General features: G+C 70.5%; 14 protein-coding genes. 4 read left to right on the forward strand and 10 right to left on the reverse strand.

What is annotated here, in order from left to right; translation table 11 throughout:
* Positions 1 to 3 precede the first annotated feature (3 nt).
* Positions 4 to 1,047, forward strand: coding sequence for a 4Fe-4S dicluster domain-containing protein (locus tag ACLQ23_RS24195; RefSeq protein WP_425881153.1), 1,044 nt, complete (start codon positions 4 to 6; stop codon positions 1,045 to 1,047).
* A complete protein-coding gene (nrfD, locus tag ACLQ23_RS24200; protein ID WP_355633187.1) occupies positions 1,044 to 2,102 on the forward strand; it encodes an NrfD/PsrC family molybdoenzyme membrane anchor subunit in 1,059 nt (352 codons plus the stop codon). The genes ACLQ23_RS24195 and nrfD overlap by 4 nt, the downstream gene beginning before the upstream one ends.
* 55 nt (positions 2,103 to 2,157) lie before the next feature.
* Here nrfD and ACLQ23_RS24205 read toward each other — a convergent pair whose 3' ends face one another.
* The 8 genes from ACLQ23_RS24205 to ACLQ23_RS24240 all read right to left on the reverse strand — a co-directional run bounded on the left by ACLQ23_RS24205 (position 2,158) and on the right by ACLQ23_RS24240 (position 10,698).
* Positions 2,158 to 3,714, reverse strand: coding sequence for an OFA family MFS transporter (locus ACLQ23_RS24205; RefSeq protein WP_355633234.1), 1,557 nt, complete (start codon positions 3,712 to 3,714; stop codon positions 2,158 to 2,160).
* Between the two features lie 429 nt (positions 3,715 to 4,143).
* The gene (locus ACLQ23_RS24210) at positions 4,144 to 5,721 is read right to left on the reverse strand and encodes an MDR family MFS transporter (RefSeq protein WP_425881154.1); all 1,578 of its coding nucleotides are present in this window, start codon (positions 5,719 to 5,721) and stop codon (positions 4,144 to 4,146) included.
* Positions 5,722 to 5,806: 85 nt separating this feature from the next.
* On the reverse strand, positions 5,807 to 6,427 hold the full coding sequence (locus tag ACLQ23_RS24215) for a TetR family transcriptional regulator (RefSeq protein WP_425881155.1): 621 nt from the start codon (positions 6,425 to 6,427) through the stop codon (positions 5,807 to 5,809).
* A gap of 40 nt (positions 6,428 to 6,467) precedes the next feature.
* Entirely contained in the window at positions 6,468 to 7,322 is an 855-nt protein-coding gene (locus ACLQ23_RS24220) for an alpha/beta fold hydrolase (RefSeq protein ID WP_425881156.1), read from the reverse strand.
* Positions 7,319 to 8,191 carry an SDR family oxidoreductase gene (locus tag ACLQ23_RS24225; protein WP_355588798.1) on the reverse strand — a complete coding sequence of 291 codons (873 nt, stop codon included), beginning with the start codon at positions 8,189 to 8,191 and terminating at the stop codon, positions 7,319 to 7,321. The genes ACLQ23_RS24220 and ACLQ23_RS24225 overlap by 4 nt, the downstream gene beginning before the upstream one ends.
* Positions 8,181 to 9,674 (reverse strand): flavin-containing monooxygenase, encoded by a 1,494-nt coding sequence (locus ACLQ23_RS24230; protein WP_425881157.1) that lies wholly within the window; start codon positions 9,672 to 9,674, stop codon positions 8,181 to 8,183. Before ACLQ23_RS24230 ends, ACLQ23_RS24225 begins: the two co-directional genes overlap by 11 nt.
* Positions 9,674 to 9,973, reverse strand: coding sequence for a DUF4873 domain-containing protein (locus ACLQ23_RS24235; protein ID WP_355588802.1), 300 nt, complete (start codon positions 9,971 to 9,973; stop codon positions 9,674 to 9,676). The genes ACLQ23_RS24230 and ACLQ23_RS24235 overlap by 1 nt, the downstream gene beginning before the upstream one ends.
* Entirely contained in the window at positions 9,970 to 10,698 is a 729-nt protein-coding gene (locus ACLQ23_RS24240) for a TetR family transcriptional regulator (protein WP_425881158.1), read from the reverse strand. Before ACLQ23_RS24240 ends, ACLQ23_RS24235 begins: the two co-directional genes overlap by 4 nt.
* A gap of 48 nt (positions 10,699 to 10,746) precedes the next feature.
* On the opposite strand from ACLQ23_RS24240, the gene ACLQ23_RS24245 reads away from it, so the two are divergent.
* Complete coding sequence (locus ACLQ23_RS24245) at positions 10,747 to 11,637, forward strand: AurF N-oxygenase family protein (RefSeq protein ID WP_425881159.1); 891 nt, start codon at positions 10,747 to 10,749, stop codon at positions 11,635 to 11,637.
* Positions 11,638 to 11,728: 91 nt separating this feature from the next.
* Here ACLQ23_RS24245 and ACLQ23_RS24250 read toward each other — a convergent pair whose 3' ends face one another.
* Positions 11,729 to 12,310 carry a winged helix-turn-helix domain-containing protein gene (locus ACLQ23_RS24250; protein ID WP_425735264.1) on the reverse strand — a complete coding sequence of 194 codons (582 nt, stop codon included), beginning with the start codon at positions 12,308 to 12,310 and terminating at the stop codon, positions 11,729 to 11,731.
* Between the two features lie 288 nt (positions 12,311 to 12,598).
* On the opposite strand from ACLQ23_RS24250, the gene ACLQ23_RS24255 reads away from it, so the two are divergent.
* Positions 12,599 to 17,008, forward strand: coding sequence for a S8 family serine peptidase (locus tag ACLQ23_RS24255; protein ID WP_425735263.1), 4,410 nt, complete (start codon positions 12,599 to 12,601; stop codon positions 17,006 to 17,008).
* 216 nt (positions 17,009 to 17,224) lie between these two features.
* Here ACLQ23_RS24255 and ACLQ23_RS24260 read toward each other — a convergent pair whose 3' ends face one another.
* Positions 17,225 to 17,731 carry a winged helix-turn-helix domain-containing protein gene (locus ACLQ23_RS24260; RefSeq protein WP_355588812.1) on the reverse strand — a complete coding sequence of 169 codons (507 nt, stop codon included), beginning with the start codon at positions 17,729 to 17,731 and terminating at the stop codon, positions 17,225 to 17,227.
* Positions 17,732 to 17,802: the final 71 nt, after the last annotated feature.

Consider the following 17,802-nt stretch of genomic DNA (forward strand, 5'->3'; position numbering starts at 1 on the left):
CCGATGCCCCACGCCAACGCCCTGTACGGGCCGCTCGACCCGGCGCCGGACGCCGGCTACGTCGACGCGCCGCCGCGGATGGGGTTCTTCACCGACACGAGCGTGTGTATCGGCTGCAAGGCGTGTGAGGTCGCCTGCAAGGAGTGGAACCTGGTCCCGGAGAGCGGTCTGGACCTGCTGGGCATGTCGTACGACAACACCGGGGCGTTGACCGCGAACTCGTGGCGACACGTCGCGTTCGTCGAGCAGCCCCGCTCGGCAGGCTGGGCGACCCCGGCGTTCGAGGGCGACCCGGACGGGCCGACGGTCAGCCCGGTCACGGCGGCGGTCGGCGCGCGTACCACTGTCGACACCGGCACGAACCCGGGCCTGCCGCCCGGGTCGCCGGGTGCGGCGGCGCGGATGGCGGGCGGTCCGGAGTTTCTGGGGATGCCGGGTGCGCAGCCGCCGGGTCGGGGCACGGGCGCGGAGGGGCGTACGGATTTTCGGTGGTTGATGATGTCGGACGTCTGTAAGCACTGCACGCATGCGGCGTGCCTCGACGTCTGCCCCACCGGCTCGCTGTTTCGCACCGAGTTCGGGACGGTGGTGGTGCAGGAGGACATCTGCAACGGGTGTGGGTACTGCATTTCCGCGTGTCCGTACGGGGTGATCGATCAGCGTAAGGGTGATGGTCGGGCGTGGAAGTGCACGCTCTGCTACGACCGGCTCGGCGCGGGTATGACACCGGCGTGTGCGCAGGCGTGCCCGACGGAGTCGATCCAGTACGGGCCGTTGGACGAGTTGCGGGAGCGCGCTGCCGAACGGGTGGCGACGTTGCACGGTCGGGGTGTGTCCGAGGCGCGGTTGTACGGGCATGACCCGAACGACGGTGTCGGTGGTGATGGTGCGTTCTTTCTGTTGTTGGATGAGCCGGAGGTGTATGGGTTGCCGCCCGATCCGGTGGTGACCACGCGGGATCTGCCGGCGATGTGGAAACGCGCTGGTCTTGCCGCACTGACGATGGCCGCCGTCACGGCCGTCGCGTTCCTCGGCAGGCGACAATGACCGGCACGACGCCACCGAACGAGCCCGTCGGCTCCCGGTTCCGCGAGTTCCAGACCCGACTCGACGGACGCGGGGGCGGGCGCGGACGGGGGCGCGGCGACGGCGGCGAGCAGCTCACTGTGCCGCCCGCCGACTTCAGCTCCTACTACGGCCGACCGGTGCTCAAACCGCCGGTGTGGAAGTACGACATCGCCGGCTACCTCTTCACCGGCGGCCTCGCCGCCGGAGGCGCACTGATCGGAGCGGGCGCCCAACTGACCGGGCGTCCCGAGCTGCGCACTGTCGGCCGGTGGACGGCGCTTGGAGGCGTCGCCGCCAGCACGTACCTGCTGGTTCACGACCTTGGCCGGCCGGATCGGTTCCACCACATGCTCCGGGTCGCCAAGCTGACCTCGCCGATGTCTGTCGGCACCTGGATCCTCGCCGCGTTCGGGCCACTGGCTGGCGTGGCGGCGGTCGCCGAACTCGCTCCTCGGCTCCCGCAGCACGGCGTGCTCGGGCTCGCCCGCCGGGTGGCGCCTCCCGTCGGCAACGCCGCCGGCTTGGCCGCCGCCGTCACCGCGCCGGCACTGGCCACGTACACCGGGGTGCTGCTCGCCGACACCGCGGTGCCGTCCTGGCACGAGGCGTACCCGTCGTTGCCGTTCGTCTTCGCCGGCAGCGCGCTCGCTGCCGCCTCCGGGGTCGGCCTGATCGCGGCGCCGGCCACGCAGACCGCCCCGCTGCGGCGACTCGCACTCGCCGCCGCAGCCGTCGAGTTCGCCGGCGGCCACCAGATGGAGCGGATGGGGCTGACCGGCGAGCCCTACACGCGCGGGCGCAGCGGCCGCCTGGTCAAGGCCGGTCGGGTACTGCTCGCAGTCGGTACCGCAGCGGCACTGGTCAGCCGCCGCAGCCGATTCCTGGCGGCGGTCTCCGGTGCGGCCCTGGTGGCCTCGTCGGTCGCCACCCGGTTCGGTGTCTTCGAGGCAGGCAAGGTGTCGGCGCGCGATCCGAAGTACACGGTCGTGCCTCAGCGGGAACGCCTCGGCGAGAAGTCGACGACCCGGCTCTGAACAGTGCGAAGGCACCCCCTCGGGGTGCCTTCGCTGTTGTCCGCGTATGACCGCGTCAGCCGGTGAACAGCTTCGCGGCGGTGATTGCGGTCTGGACGACGCCGTACCCGAGGAGCACCGCCACGAGCAGCCACGACAACCAGAGCCGTCCGGTCTGCGCGCCCACGTGGTCGGGCACCGGCGGGTTGCTCTGCGGGCCGAGGGCGACCGGCTCGGTGATGCTTGCCTTCGCCACAGGTGACGTCGACCCCCGGTCCGGCTCGTGGAACCGCTCGGGCACCGGACGGACCAGCAGGTTGGCGATGAATCCGATCGCGAGGATGCCGACCATTGTGAACAGCGCCGGACGGTACGCCGACGCCGTGAGGGTGCCGGGTTTGCCCTGCGTGTCGAGGATGCCGTTGACGATCAGCGGGCCGGCGACGCCCGCGGCCGACCAGGCGGTCAGCAGCCGGCCGTGGATGGCGCCGACCTGGAAGGTGCCGAAGAGGTCGCGCAGGTACGCGGGCATCGTGGCGAACCCGCCGCCGTAGAAGGAGATGATCGCGGCGGCGATCAGCACGAAGACGGCGGTTGCGGAGTGCCCGGCCACGGCGAGCAGCGCGTACAGCACCATGCCGACGCCGAGGTAGACCATGTAGATGGGCTTGCGGCCGATGAGGTCGGACGTCGTCGACCAGACGAAACGCCCGGCCATGTTGAACAGCGACAGCACACCCACGAAGCCGGCCGCCGCCGACACCGAGACGGCGGTGGCCCCGTTGTCCCGGAAGAAGTCCTGGATCATCGGGCTGGCCTGTTCCAGGATGCCGATGCCCGCCGTGACATTGCAGAACAGCACGATCCACAGCAGCCAGAACGCCCGCGTACGCACGGCGCTCGTCGCGGACACGCTCGCCCTCGTCACCAGCGGCCGGCTGGCGACGCTCGCGGGGTCGAACCCGGCGGGCCGCCAGTCCGGCGCGGGAACCCGGACGTTGAACGGGCCGAACATCATGATCACGAAGTAGCCGATGCCGAACGTGACGAAGAGCGCCACGAGGGCGCTTCCCGACGCCACGGCACCTGGGTTGTTCGGGTTGTAGCCGGAGTCGTAGAGGGAGAGCAGTTGCCGCGCGAGCGGACCGGCGACAAGGGCGCCACCGCCGAACCCCATGATGGCCAGCCCGGTGGCGAGGCCCGGCCGGTCCGGAAACCACTTGATCAGGGTCGAGACGGGCGAGATGTAGCCGATGCCGAGTCCGATACCGCCGATGACGCCGTACCCGAGGTAGAGGAGCCAGAGTTGCTGGGTCGCGATGCCGAGCGCGCCCACCAGGAACCCGGTGGCCCAGAAGCAGGCCGAGGCGAACATGGCCCGGCGCGGTCCGTTGCGCTCCACCCAGCGGCCGCCCACTGCGGCGGACGACCCCAGCATGACGATGGCGATGCTGAAGATCGCCCCGATCGCTGTCTGACTGGTGTCGAAGTGCGCGATGAGGGAGTTCTTGTAGACGCTCGTCGCGTAGACCTGCCCGATGCAGACGTGCACGGCCAGCGCCGCCGTCGGGATGAGCCAGCGGCTGTATCCCGGGGGAGCGACGGTGTGCCGTGGGTTGAAGACCGACAGCATGGACATCGTCCGCGCCTCCTGCGGGTGCGTAGGCCGGCGGTGCAGGGCTGTCGTCTCGGCAGTGTGGCCGAGCGCCGCCCCGGTGGCGGCCCGTGCACGCCTGCGTCAGCCGTTGGCCGGCTGCATTCTCACGTTACGTGGCGGTCGGTTCGCGCCCTGTCATAACGGCAAAACGCGAGCCGTGGAGACGCCGCGTCGGCCCGCCAGCGGCCGGGGTCGGCCGGGGGTCAGCTCGTTCCCTTTGCTCTGCTTCAACCGACGCAACACTCACGGCCCGAAACCGTTGCGTGGGTTGAAGCAGAGCAAAGGCGGCAAACGATACCCCGCCGACCCCGCACGGGGACGGCGGCCCGCACGGCGGCGCTGGCCCCGTGCGGGCGCAGAGCGGGGGCGGGCCGTCCGGCCCGCCCCCGACTGTTGTCGTACGGCTCAGTGAACCGCGGCCTTCGCGGCCGCCTCCTCCTGGGCGCGTCGTTCGTCACCGCTGAGGGTGTGCAGCGGCTTCTCCTTGATGAACAGCACGACGATCAGCGCAACCAGCGCGATCGGCGCGCCGACCAGGAAGAGGTCGGCGGTCGCGATGCCGTACACGTCCTGGATGATGAGCCGTACCGGCTCGGGCAGGGTGGACAGGTCGGGCACCTCGGCGGTGCCGCCTCCGGTCGCCGCCGGGCCGAGCCGCTCGGTCGTCAGCGTGGTCACCCGGCTGGCCAGGACCGCGCCGAGCGCGCTGACGCCGATGGCGCCGCCCATGCTGCGGAAGAACGTCAGCACGGAGGTCGCGGCGCCGAGTTCGTGGGCCGGGACGTCATTCTGTGCGGCGAGCACGAGGTTCTGCATCAGCATGCCGACGCCGACGCCCAGCACGGCCATGTAGATCGACAGGACGGCGACGCTGGTCTGGGCGTCGATGGTGCCCAGAAGCGCCATCCCGGCGGTCATCACCGCGGCGCCGGCCACCAGGAAGGCCTTCCACCGGCCGTACTTCGTGATGAGCTGGCCGGCCACCGTCGACGAGACGAGCAGACCGAAGATCATCGGGAGGCTCATCAGGCCCGCGATGGTGGGCGACTTGCCCAGCGAGATCTGGAAGTACTGGGACAGGAAGACAGTGCCGCCGAACATCGCGACACCGACAAGCACGCTGGCGATGGTGGTCAGCGAGACCGTGCGGCTGCGGAAGATCGTCAGCGGGACGATCGGCTCCGCCGCCCGCGACTCGACGAACACCGCCAATCCCAGCAGGACCAGGCCGCCGATGACCATCAGCGCCGTCCAGCCGGAGGCCCAGTCGAACTTGTTGCCGGCGAGCGACGACCAGATCAGCAGCGTGGAGACGCCCGAGGTGATGAGCAGAGCGCCCAGCCAGTCGATCTTCGCCTTGCGGCGGACGACCGGAAGGTGCAGGGTCCGCTGGAGCAGGGCGATGGAGATGATGCTGAACGGCACGCCGATGAGGAAGCACCAGCGCCAGCCCAGCCATGACGTGTCGACGAGAACCCCACCGATCAGCGGACCGGCGATGGTGCCGACGCCGAAGACCGCGCCGAAGATACCGGCGTAGCGGCCCAGCTCACGCGGCGGGATCATGGCTGCCATGACGATCATGGCCAGCGCCGTCATACCGCCGGCGCCGATGCCCTGCACGACTCGGCTGACCAGCAGCACCTCGACGTTCGGCGTGAAGCCCGCGATGAGGGAGCCCACCACGAACAATCCGAGCGAGAGCTGGATCAGCAGCTTCTTGCTGTACAGGTCGGCCATCTTGCCCCAGAGGGGCACTGTCGCCGTCATGGCGAGCAGTTCGCTCGTGACGATCCAGGTGTAGACGGTCTGGCTGCCGTTCAGGTCGGCGATGATCCGCGGCAGCGCGTTCGCCACCACCGTGGAGGCGAGGATGGACACGAACATGCCGACCATCAGCCCGGAAAGGGCCTGGAGAACCTCCCGACGCGACATGCGCGTGCCGACGGCGGCGGTGTCGGCGGGCGGGATGGTGCTGGTCATTGACGCTCCCTTGTCGGGTGTGCACAGGGTGGTGTGGCCTCGGGCGGGATGCGGCGAGGCTGAATGCTGGCCAGGAGGGCTCGGGTCAGGTTCGGGCTGGCGGATCGGGCAGGCCGGCGGCGATGCCGGCGAACGCCTCGTCCACCAGCTCGGCGAGCGGCGGTGTCCCGTCGTCGGCGGCCCAGCGCATCGTCGCGCAATGGAAGGCGGCACCGGCCACGGCGGTGACCAGCGGCGGGTACGGGTGCTCGGGGCCGACACCGAGGCGGGCGGCGATGACCGAGACCATGGCCCGCTCGGTGGCGACGTTGCCGGCGATCAGCCGGGGCAGCAGCGTGGGGTTCTCGGTGATGACAGCCAGCCGCAGCCGCCACAGCTCCCGGTCGGCCTGTATCGGGTCGATCGCCTCGTCGAGGGCGAGGCGGACGGCCCGTAGCGTCGGCACCTGGGCGGGAACGGTGGCCAGCCGCGCCACGACCCGGCTGCCGTCAAGCGCCGGATCGTCGGTGATCGCCTCGTCCTTGCAGGCGAAGTAGTTGAAGAACGTCCGCGAGGAGACGTCGGCGGCCTCGCTGATCTCCTCCACCGTCACGTGCTCCAGGCCACGTTCGGCGACCAGCCGTAGCGCCGCGGCGGTCAGCGCTGCCCGCGTCTGCGCCTTCTTGCGGTCCCGTCGCCCGGTGGCCACGCGGTCGGTGTCGGTCACCCGGCGAGGCTAGAAGCAAACCTGCAGAGCCTGCAAGTTTTTATTTTGTGAAGTGATTTTCGTGACCCGCTCCGCCGGCCGACGACCGGCGTCGCCCGGTCCCTGGCACGGCGCCGGTGGTCTCCAGGATCAACTCGGCAACCAGGTCCGGGTCATCGCTCATCGGCACGTGCCCGCAGCCGGGCATCGTCACCACCCGGGCCGCCGGCAGCCCGGCCCGGGCGCGTTCGGCCTGGTGGACGCCGAAGATACGGTCGCGTTCGCCCCAGCCGATCGTCACCGGCACCGCCGCGTCGGCGAGCCGTACACCGTCGAAGCGGTAGTCGCGGGCGGCCCGGGCCACGGCGGTGAAGCCGAGGCCGCGCCGCAGGGCGAGCGCGTCGCCCAACGCGCGGTCGGCGTCCAGCTGTGTCGGGCGGGCCACCAGCGACCCGAAGCACATCGCCCGCAGGTACGCCGAGCGCAGCGCGACCCGCATGAGCGGAGTGGGCAGGTACGAGTTGGCCCGCAGGAGCCGGAGGATGGCCAGTGCCCGGCGGCACTCGGCAGGCGTGAAGAAACCGGCGGGGGAGAAGGCAGTGGCGGAGGCGACCACCCCGCTGGCGGCAAGTTCCAGGCTGATCGCCCCACCGAGGCTGTAACCGGCCACGTGCGGACGATCGAGCCCCCACTCGGTCAGCACGGGCAGCATCGCGGCGACGGTGGCGGCCATGTCGGCGGGCATCCCGGTGCCGGGCATCGGGGAGTTACCGAAGCCGGGCAGGTCCAGCGCGATCACCTCGTGGTGGGCGGCGAGCCTGTCGAACACCGGCTCCCACGCCTGGTGGCGGTGGCCGATGCCGTGGATGAGCACGAGCGGCTCACCGCTGCCCCCACGACGGACGTGAACGCTCACGATCGGCCCCCCACCGACGTCCTGCCGAAGGAGCGTCCGAGCTGGCGAACCTCGTCCTCCATCTCGCCGACCATGCGCGGGCCGCCGACACGGGAGATCAGGGCGTCCGAGAAGCTGCTCAGTACCACCGGTCGCAGCGCCTGCACCAGGGCGAGCGACCGTGGGACGTACACCTTGCGCTTTCGGCGCTCGATGCCGCGCAGCAGGGCGTCGGCGCACTGCTCGACCGGGACGACGGTGGACAGCGGCCACGGCAGCCGGCTCAGCGTGGCGCGGAACGACGCCAGGTCGTCGCGGATGTCGCGGACCAGATCGGTGTCGATCCAGATCGGATGTGCCGTGCCGACGGTGACGCCGCGTGCCCGGGTCTCCAGGCGCAGCACGTTTGCGAACTGCTCCACGCCCGCCTTCGACGCGCAGTAGGCGGCCATGCCCGGCATGGCTGCGAAGGCGGCGGCCGACGAAATGATCAGGACGTGACCACGGGCGGCGGTGACGTGTGGCAGGGCCGCGCTTACAGTGCGGATCGCGCCGCAGAGGTTCACCTCGACGGTACGCACCAGCGCGTCGACAGGCCCGACCGCCACGGTACCCAGGTTCGCGATGCCCGCGTTGGCGACGACCACGTCGATGCCGCCGAAACGGTCCACGGTGGAGGCTACCGCCTCGTCGAGCGCCGCCTGGTCGGTGACGTCGCACTCGTACCAGTGGGCGTCGAGGTCGGCACTGAGCTGCTGGAGCCGCTCGCCTTCCAGGCCCACGAGGGCGACCTGCGCGCCCCGGGCGACGGCGTCGCGGGCCAGCTGCGCCCCGATGCCGCGTGCCGCGCCGGTGATGAGCAGGGTCCTGCCCGCCAGGTCATACCGCATCGGCGTGCTCCCGTTCCGGTTCGTTGGGTGTGGTGTCGGCCGGAAGGATCCGGTGGTCGGTGGGGCGGAACCGGCGCAGCCGCAGCCGGAAGCCGGTGGCGAAGCCCGGCCAGATGGTGGTGTTACGGCCGGTGGCGTCGAGGTACCAGCTCGAACAGCCGGTCTGCCATACGGTTCCGGTCATCTTCCGGTCGACCCGTTGCGTCCAGCGTCGTTGCGCCTGCGGGGTCGGCTCGATGGCCTGGATGCCCCTGACCCGCATGTGGCGCAGTGCCGCGAGCATCAGGCGCAGCTGGGCTTCGATCATCAGCACCACTGAGGTGTGCCCGAGCCCGGTGTTCGGGCCGAGCAGGAAGAACAGGTTGGGGAAGCCGGCGACTGTGGTGCCCCGGTACGCGTGCATGCTGGGGGTCCAGGCATCGGCCAGGTTGCGCCCGTCCCGCCCGTGGATGAGCCGTACGACGGGGGAGTCGGTGACGTGGAAGCCGGTGCCGAGGATGATCGTGTCCGCCCTGTGGTGCACGCCGTCGGCGGTGACCAGGCCGTCGGGCACGATCCGGGTGATGCCGGCCGTGACCACGTCGACGTTCGGCCGGGTGAGCGACGGCCAGTAGTCGTTGGAGATCAGCACCCGCTTGCAGCCCATCGCGTACCGGGGGGTGAGCTTGTCGCGCAGGGTCGGGTCGGTGACCTGACGCCGCAGCGTCCGCATGGACAGCCGTGAGGCGAGGCGGTTGACCTTCGGGTGCAGGAAACCCATGCCCATGCCCTCGCGTACCAGATAGAGCCAGGCTCGGGCGGCCCGCTGCGCGCCGGGCACTGTGTGGAACGCGGCCTGCTCGACCCGGCTGATGGGGCGCGATCGCCTCGGCATGATCCAGGCGGGGGAGCGCTGGAACAGCGTCAGCCTCTCGACGGCCGGCTGGATCTGCGGCACGAACTGGACCGCCGACGCGCCGGTGCCGATGACCGCGACGCGGCGGCCGGTCAGGTCGTGGTCGTGCCGCCAGCGCGCGGAGTGGAAGACCGTGCCCGCGAAGTCGTCGATGCCCGGCAGGTCGGGGACGGCGGGTTCGCTCAGCGGGCCGGCCGCGCAGACGAGGACGCGGGCGGTGTGGTCGCCCTCGGAGGTCCGCAGCAGCCAGCGCCGGCGCTTGTCGTCCCAGCGCGCGTCGAGGACCTCGTGACGCAGCCGTACCTTCGGTCGTATTCCGAAGCGGTCGACGCAGTCGCGCAGGTAGTCCCAGATCTCCGGCTGGCTGGAGAACGTGTTCGACCAGCGCGGGTTGGGGGCGAAGGAGAAGGAGTAGAGATGCGAGGGCACGTCGCAGGCGCAGCCGGGGTAGGTGTTGTCCCGCCAGGTGCCGCCGACCTCGTCACCTCGGTCGAAGACGAGAAAGTCGGTGAAGCCGGCCCGTTGCAGGGCGATGGCAGCCCCCAGGCCGCCGAAGCCGGCACCGACGATTGCGATGTCTGTCTCCATCACTCCTCCGCGGTCTCGCACTCGGCGCCCGGCTCGCCCGGAGGCGGCCAGGGCGGTTCGCCCACGCCGGTGACCCGTACGCCGCCCCACGGGTCGATCTCGGCCAGTCGGGCGGGCCGGGCCCGGTCGGCGATGCGCAGCTCGACGTCGCGCCGGCCGGAGCGCACCAGCCTCGCCACTGTCGGATCGGGCTCGATCCGTCCGCCCCAGTGGTAGCGGCCGTCGACCGGCTCCCACCGTCCGCTGAGGTGCGCCCGGACGGGGGCGCCCTCGACGGTCGCCGGCCCGTGGTAGCTCACTGCTCGATCCGCTCGTGGGCGCGGGTGAGCTCGGGTGGCAGGTCGGCGCTGGCCCGGACTCCCTCGATACCGCTCCACAGCAGGGTGGTCAGGTAGTCGGTGAGCGCTGCCCGCCTGATCGGCTGGCCGTGCGTGGTCCACCAGTCGCCGACCGCCTGCACGAACCCCACCAGGCCGTACGCCCAGGGTTCGGCCGGACCGGCGTCGAGCCCGAGCGCGCGCAGGCGGTCGCCGATCACCCGGGCCAGCCCGGCCGCGACCTGTCGGCTGGTGCCGGCGACGACCTGGTGGATGCCGGGTTGGCCGGACTGACGCATCAGGAACCGGTAGAGGGTGGGTTGCGACTCGATCACACCGAGGTACGCGTCGATCGTCGCCCGGACGAGGTCGCGTTCCTCGCGGACCTCGTCGATCGCGGGCGCGATGGCGTCGACGACCCGGCCCGCCACCACCTCGCTCACCGCGATCCAGAGTTGCGACTTGTCGGCGAAGTAGCGGTAGAGGACCGGCTTGCTGACGCCGGCGGTGGCGGCCACCTGGTCCATGTCGACGTCCGGCCCGTGTCGCAGCAGGGCCTGCACGGCCGCGCCTATCAGTGCCTGCCTGCGCTGCTCACGGTGGTCGGCCCAGCGGTCCCGACGGCCGTTGGCCTTCGCCTTTGGGCCACTGTCGGAGGCCACCGTCGGCGGGTCGGATCCATTGACATCCTTGCGCGGCGATTGCATGCTACCACTCGTAACAGTTACCAGTCGTCACGTCAATATGGAGGCACCATGGAGACGACGGAACCCGAGGGCACTGCGGTCGCCGAGCGACTGCTCACGTCGTCGCTGCGCACCAGCTACGACCCCGTCGTCGAGATCGACTGGGACGCACCGCACACCCCGGGCGCCTACTGGCTCCCGCCGCACCGCAGCAGTCTCTACGGCACTCCACTGTGGTCGCGACTGACCGAGGAACAGCGCGTCGAACTCACCAAACACGAGGTGGCAAGCGCTGCCAGCGCCGGGCTGTGGTTCGAGACGATCCTCATGCAGATGCTGATCCGGCAGTACTACGACGACGACCCCACCAGCCGGCACGCCCAGTACGCGCTGACCGAGGTCGCCGACGAGTGCCGGCACTCAATCATGTTCGGTCGGCTGATCGAGGCGATGGGCTGCCCCGTCTACCGGGCCAGCGCCGTCGACCACTGGCTCGGCCGGTTCCTCAAGACCACCGCCAGCGGCCCCCGGATGTACGCCGCGATCCTCATCGCCGAGGAGATCCTCGACGCGTTCCAGCGCGAGATCATGGCTGACGAGTCACTCCAACCACTGATCCGGATGGTCTCGCGCATCCACGTCGTGGAGGAGGCGCGACACGTCCGGTTCGCCCGCGACGAGTTGGCCCGCCAGGTCGCCGCCGCCGGTCCGGTCGGCATGGCGTACGCCCGGCTGCTGATCGGTCGCGCCGCCTACACGATCGCCAACCGCCTGGTCCACCCGAGCGCCTACGCGGCGGTGGGCATCGCGCCGCAGGTGGGCCGGGCAGCGGCCCGTGCCAATCCGCACTGGCAGGCCACCCTGCGCTGGTCGGCAGCCCGGGTGCACGCCCACCTCGCTGACGCCGGCCTGGTGGCCGGGCCGGGGCGGCTGCTGTGGGTACGCGCCGGACTGATCTGACGGCTCCGACGCCCGCCGTCGCGGCCCTGTCGTCCTGACGCTGACGTCGGTCGTGGTGCCGCGCTGACGAACTGCCCACATCAGGCAGACGTCAGGCGCGCCCGATCCGGGGCTCCTGCCGGTCGCTGAGCAGCAGGCCGACGCCGCGTACCGCCTCGATGGTGGCAGCCGTGCCGAGGTCGAGCAGCTTGCGCCGCAGGCGTTTCACAAGCGACTGCACGTCGGCCCTGCGCTCGCGTCCCTCGTCGTGCCAGACCGTCCGGTGCAGTTCGGCGTAGCTCCACACCCGTACCGGCTCGGTGGTCAGGCAGGTCAGCAGGTCGTGCTCAAGGCGGGTCAGGTCGACCTCGCGGTCGCCGTACCGGGCGGTGGACCTGGTCGAGTCGATGACCAGGGCGGCGTCGGCCGCCGTGCCGTGCGGCGGCGCGGGCGGTGACGGCGCGGGCTGTGACGGCGCGGTCGGCGGCCCGCCGGGCGGCGCGGTCGCCGGTGGCGGCGCGATCAGCCGGCGCAACTCGTCCAGGTCGGCCACGAGCAGCAGTGGGGCGATGCCGTCGAGGCGTTCCGCGAGGCGGATGCGCTCGGTCGGCGACGGGGTCACCGCGATCAGCAGTGGAAAGGGTTCGTCGGCCGGCTCGGCCCCGCCCGTCGCAGCTTCGTCGTCCTCGGCCACCACACCCGCCCGGGATCGATGGGCATCTCTGCCCAGCTTTGGTCATGGCCCTGACAGTGATTGGCAAGCGCGCCGCCAGCAGGGCAACCGTTAGCGACAAGTTGCTCACGGCAAGTTCTTGATCGTCCTTTCCTCTCGATCATAGTGTCCACTCGGGCAACCGGCGTGACCCGCGCGGTGCATGGAGGGGCATGAAGGGTTGGTCTGCTCGACTCCGTCGAGGCGGGCCTTCCGCACCCTCACCATGGCCCATCACACCCCTGGGTCGTTCTGAGGGAGGCAGCACCGATGTTCAGACGTCCACGATGGAGGCGCACCGCCAGATCACTGGTGAGCGCCGGCGCGGCGATGATCCTCGCCGCGACGGGTCTGGTCAGTATCGGCACGGGCGCGCAGGCCGCGCCCGGGATGGGAGTGGGCACCGCTCCGGGAGACAAGATCCGGCCGGACCTCGCCAAGCAACTCCAGGCCAAGAGCGGTGGGGACTTCTGGATCCGGTTCAAGGACCGGGCGGACCTCAGCAAGGCCAGCTCCATCAAGGACTGGACGAAGCGCGGCGCGGCCGTCGCCGAGGCGCTGCGTACCACCGCCGCAGCGAGCCAGGGCAAGATCCGTGCCGAACTCGACAGCTCGGGCACGAAGTACCAGACCTTCTGGGCCACAAACGCCATCAAGGTGAACAGCGGTTCGCTCGACATGGCGCAGAAGTTCGCCGCCCACACGGAGGTCGAGGGGCTCTACGCCCCGGTCGAGTACAAGGTCCCGGAGACCGTCAAGGGCGCCGACGAGAAGACCGTCAACGCGCTCGAGTGGGGCATCGCCAACATCAACGCCGACGACGTCTGGTCCCAGTACGGCGTCACCGGCGAGGGCATCACCATCGCCAACATCGACACCGGCGTGCAGTTCGACCACCCCGCGCTTGTGAACTCCTACCGCGGCAACAACGGCGACGGCACGTTCGACCACAACTACAACTGGTTCGACGCTGCCGGGGAATGTTCGACCGCCCCCTGTGACAACGATGGACACGGCACGCACACCATGGGCACCATGGCCGGTTCCGCCGGCGCGAACCAGATCGGTGTCGCACCCGGGGTCAAGTGGATCGCCGCGAACGGCTGCTGCCCCAGCGATGCTGCCCTGATCGAATCCGGTCAGTGGATGCTCGAACCGACTGACCTCGGCGGCCAGAACCCGGACGCCAGCAAGCGGCCGAACATCATCAACAACTCCTGGGGCACCCGGCTGCCGTCGAACGAGCCCTTCATGGAGGACGTGACGCTGGCCTGGACCGCGTCGGGCATCTTCGGTGTCTGGTCCAACGGCAACAGCGGGCCGGCCTGCCAGACCAGCGGCTCGCCGGGCAGCCTCGCCAGCAACTACTCCACAGGCGCGTACGACGTCAACAACAACGTCGCGGGCTTCTCGGCCCGTGGCGCCGGGCAGAACGGTGAGATCAAGCCCAACATCTCCGCGCCGGGCGTGAACATCCGGTCGAGCATCCCGGGCAGCACGTATGGCAGCATCAGCGGCACCTCGATGGCAGCCCCGCACCTCGCGGGCGCCATCGCATTGCTCTACTCGGCCGCGCCATCGCTCGTCGGTGACGTCAACGCGACCCGTACCCTGCTCAACGGCGCGGCCATCGACAAGGCCGACAGCCAGTGCGGTGGCACCGCGGCGGACAACAACGTCTACGGCGAAGGCCGGCTGGACGCCCTCGCACTGCTCGACGCCGCACCGACCGGCGACGTCGGCACCCTCGCCGGCACTGTCACCGACGCGGCCACCGGCGCCCCGATCGCCGGCGCGACCCTCACGCTCACCGGCCCGGCCGCACGCGAGGTGACCACCGGGGCGGACGGGACCTACTCGACTCAGCTGCCGACCGGTGACTACCAGGTCGCCGTTTCCGCCTTCGGTTACGGCACCACCACGAAGTCGGCGACTGTCACCAACCGCGCCACCACGACTCTCGACGTCGCGCTGACGGCGGTGGCGAGCGTCAACATCACCGGCGCGGTCACCGACGGCTCCGGCCACGGCTGGCCGCTCTACGCCAAGGTGACGGTGACCGGTGTGTCGGGTGTCTACGACTACACCGCGCCGTCCACCGGTCGCTACACCATCAAGCTGCCGGCCGGGCAGACGTACACCCTGAGGTACGAGTCGCAGTACCCCGGCTACCCGGCAGTGACCAAGGAGGTAGTGGTCGGCACCCGGAACGTGACAGCCAACGTCGCGATGCCGGTGGACACCACAAGGTGCACGACGGCACCCGGCTACGCGTTCGGCGCGGACGGCGAGTACGAGACCTTCGACGGCACGACCACGCCGGCCGGCTGGACCGTTGTGGACAACGCGGGCACCGGCCAGGTGTGGAAGTTCACCGACGACGGCGGCCGGGGCAACCTGACCGGAGGCACCGGCAACTTCGCGATGATCGACAGTGACGACTACGGCGCCGGCAACCGCCAGGACACGTCGCTGGTCAGCCCGGTGGTCGACCTGACCGGCGTCACCGCCCCGGTCATCCGGTTCAACCAGGACTTCAACCAGCTGGACGAGGACACCGCCGACGTCGACCTCAGCATCGACGGCGGCACCACCTGGACGAACGTGCTGCGGCAGGAGACCGACGTACGAGGGCCACGGGTCACCGAGGTTCCGATCCCGCAGGCCGCCGGCCAGGCGCAGGTCCAGGTGCGGTTCCGCTACTACGACGCCACGTACGAGTGGTGGTGGGAGGTCGACAACGTCCTGATCGGCAGCCAGGTCACCTGCGTGCCTGTCGACGGTGGCCTGGTCGTGGGCAACGTCCGCGACAAGAACGACAACAGCTATCTCAACGGTGCCACCGTCACGAGCAGCGACCGGCCCAGCGAGAAGGCCGTCACAGTGGCGACGCCGGACGACCCGGGGCTGGCCGACGGCTTCTACTGGCTCTACTCGTCGCTTACCGGCACGCACAAGTTCACCGCGACGGCCGGTAACTACGTCAGCCAGAGCAAGCAGGTCGACGTGGAGCCGGACTGGGCGACGACAGCGAACTTCGTCCTCGCGGCGGGTCAACTGTCGGTGACGCCCACCGAGTTGAGCGCGACGCTCCAGATGCCCGGGGGCAAGACCAGCAAGAAGTTCACTGTGACGAACACCGGCGGCGCGCCCGTCGAGGTCGGCTTCAGTGAGCGGGACAACGGCTTCGAGCTCCTGCGGGCGGACGGCTCCCGGGTGACCCGGCAGCAGGTGCTCGGTGCTCCCGGCGCGCCGGAGCAGCGGCTCTCCGTTGCGACGTCGTTCGCCGCGAAGGCGTCCGGCAAGGCGTCGACGGCGGTGCCCGCCGCGGTCGGCCCGCAGGCGGCGCCGTGGACCGACATCGCCGACTACCCGGCCAACATCATGGACAACCGGGTGGTGACCCTCGACGGCAAGGTGTACTCGATCGGCGGTGGCGACGGCAGCGCCTCCACCACGAAGAACTACGCCTACGACCCGACAGCGCAGACCTGGACGGCGATCGCCGACCTCCCCGGCGCGCGCAACGCCCTGACGGTGGGCGTCGTGGACGGGAAGATCATCGCCTCGGGTGGTTGGGGTGACAACGGCCCGGACGCGGCCACCTGGTCCTACGACCCGGCGGCCAACACCTGGACGGCACGGGCCGCCAACCCGGCGCCGCGGGCCGCGGCAGGGCAGGCCGTCGTCGACGGCAAGCTGTACGCCATCGGTGGCTGCACCACAGCGAACTGCCTGCCGATGTCGAACACCGTCGTCCGGTACGACCCGGCCAGCAACGCCTGGGAGACGCTCGCCAACTACCCGAAGTCGGTGGCGTTCGCCTCCTGCGGCGGGATCGACGGTGTCGTCTACTGCACCGGCGGCAACGACGGTTCGGTGGCGCAGAAGGCCAGCTACGCCTTCGACCCGGGTGCCAACACCTGGACCGCCATCGCCGACGCGCCGGCCGACAACTGGGCCAGCTCGTACGCGGTGGCAAGCGGCAAGCTCCTCGTGGTCGGCGGCTCGCAGGGTGGGGCCATCACCAACGCGGGCTTCGCCTTCGACCCGGCCACCAGCTCGTGGTCGAACCTGCCGAACGCCAACACCGCCCGGTACCGGGGTGGCGCGGCGTGTGGCTTCTACAAGGTCGGCGGCTCGTCGGGCAGCTTCAACGCGGCTGCCGACAGCGAGGTGCTGCCGGGCTTCGAGGGCTGCGCCGAGGCGGCGGCCGACGTCAACTGGATGACTATCGACAAGTCGTCGGTCACCCTCGCACCGGGTGCGAAGGTCACTGTCACCGTCGGGATGACGGCGAACGTGGACCAGCCGGGCACCTACTCCGGCGCGGTGGCGATCAAGGAGAACACGCCGTACTCGGTGGCGCCCGTCGAGGTGACGATGACCGCGACGCCCCCGAAGACCTGGGGCAAGCTGATGGGTACGGTGACCGGCACGAGCTGCCAGGGCGCGACCTCGCCGATCTCCGGCGCGGTGGTCCAGGTCGACTCGTGGGCGATGTCGTTCACGTTCGCGACCGACGCGGCCGGCAAGTACGCCTACTGGATGGACCGTCGCAACAACCCGCTCACGATGATCGTCGCCAAGGACGGCTGGAAGCCCCAGACCCGACAGGCGAGGATCGACACCACCACTCCGACGGTGGAGGACTTCGGGTTGTCTCCCATCCGGTGCTGACGCCTGATCGGTAGTGCACGAGATCCGGCCCGCCTGGTCACCGACCAGGCGGGCCGGACCCGTTCCGGCGGCCGGTGCTGCACCGCACGGCGCTGCCACACCGACCGACCCTGCCGCACCGACCGACCCTGCCGCACTGCCCGACCTGCCGCACGGGCCGGGCCCTGCCACCGTTCGGCACTGCCTCAGAGGACGACGTTCGTGTCGGGGTGGTGCTCAGACTGGGACGAGCCGAAAGCCGACCCCGCGGACCGAGTGGATGGTGGCTGCGGCGTTGAGCCGGGCGAGCTTGCGACGGACCCGCCGGACGACCGAGTGCATGTCCGACCCGCGCCCCAGGTGGCGGTTGCCCCAGACCTCGAGGTGCAGCCGCTCGTAGGTCCAGACCTGCCCGGGGGCGTCGACAAGGCAGAGCAGCACGTCGTGCTCCAGCCGGGTCAGGTCGATCTCCTGGTCACGCCAGCGCAGGACCCGACGGTCGGAATCGACGGACAGGTCGGGTGGCGGCGGCTGCGGAGCAGGCACCACCTCGGCGCGGACGGTCTGTGCCGGCAGTGCGGCGACCGGTGGCATCTCGACCACCCCGAGAAACTCCCGCGCCTGGTCGACGTTCGAAACGATGAGAAAGGCGTCGCTCCCGCCGAGCAGCCGAGCCAGTTGCCGGCGCTCGGCTGCCGACGACGCGATGCCGATGACAAGCGAGGCGACTGGGATCCCATGCATTGCCCCACCCCTTCCGGTTCCCCACACTCACTCCGGATGGTTTCGTGCCGCCGACCGACACATCGATCAGC

Origin of the sequence: Micromonospora sp. DT41 (genome assembly GCF_049841715.1) — a bacterium.
Classification (GTDB): domain Bacteria; phylum Actinomycetota; class Actinomycetes; order Mycobacteriales; family Micromonosporaceae; genus Micromonospora; species Micromonospora profundi.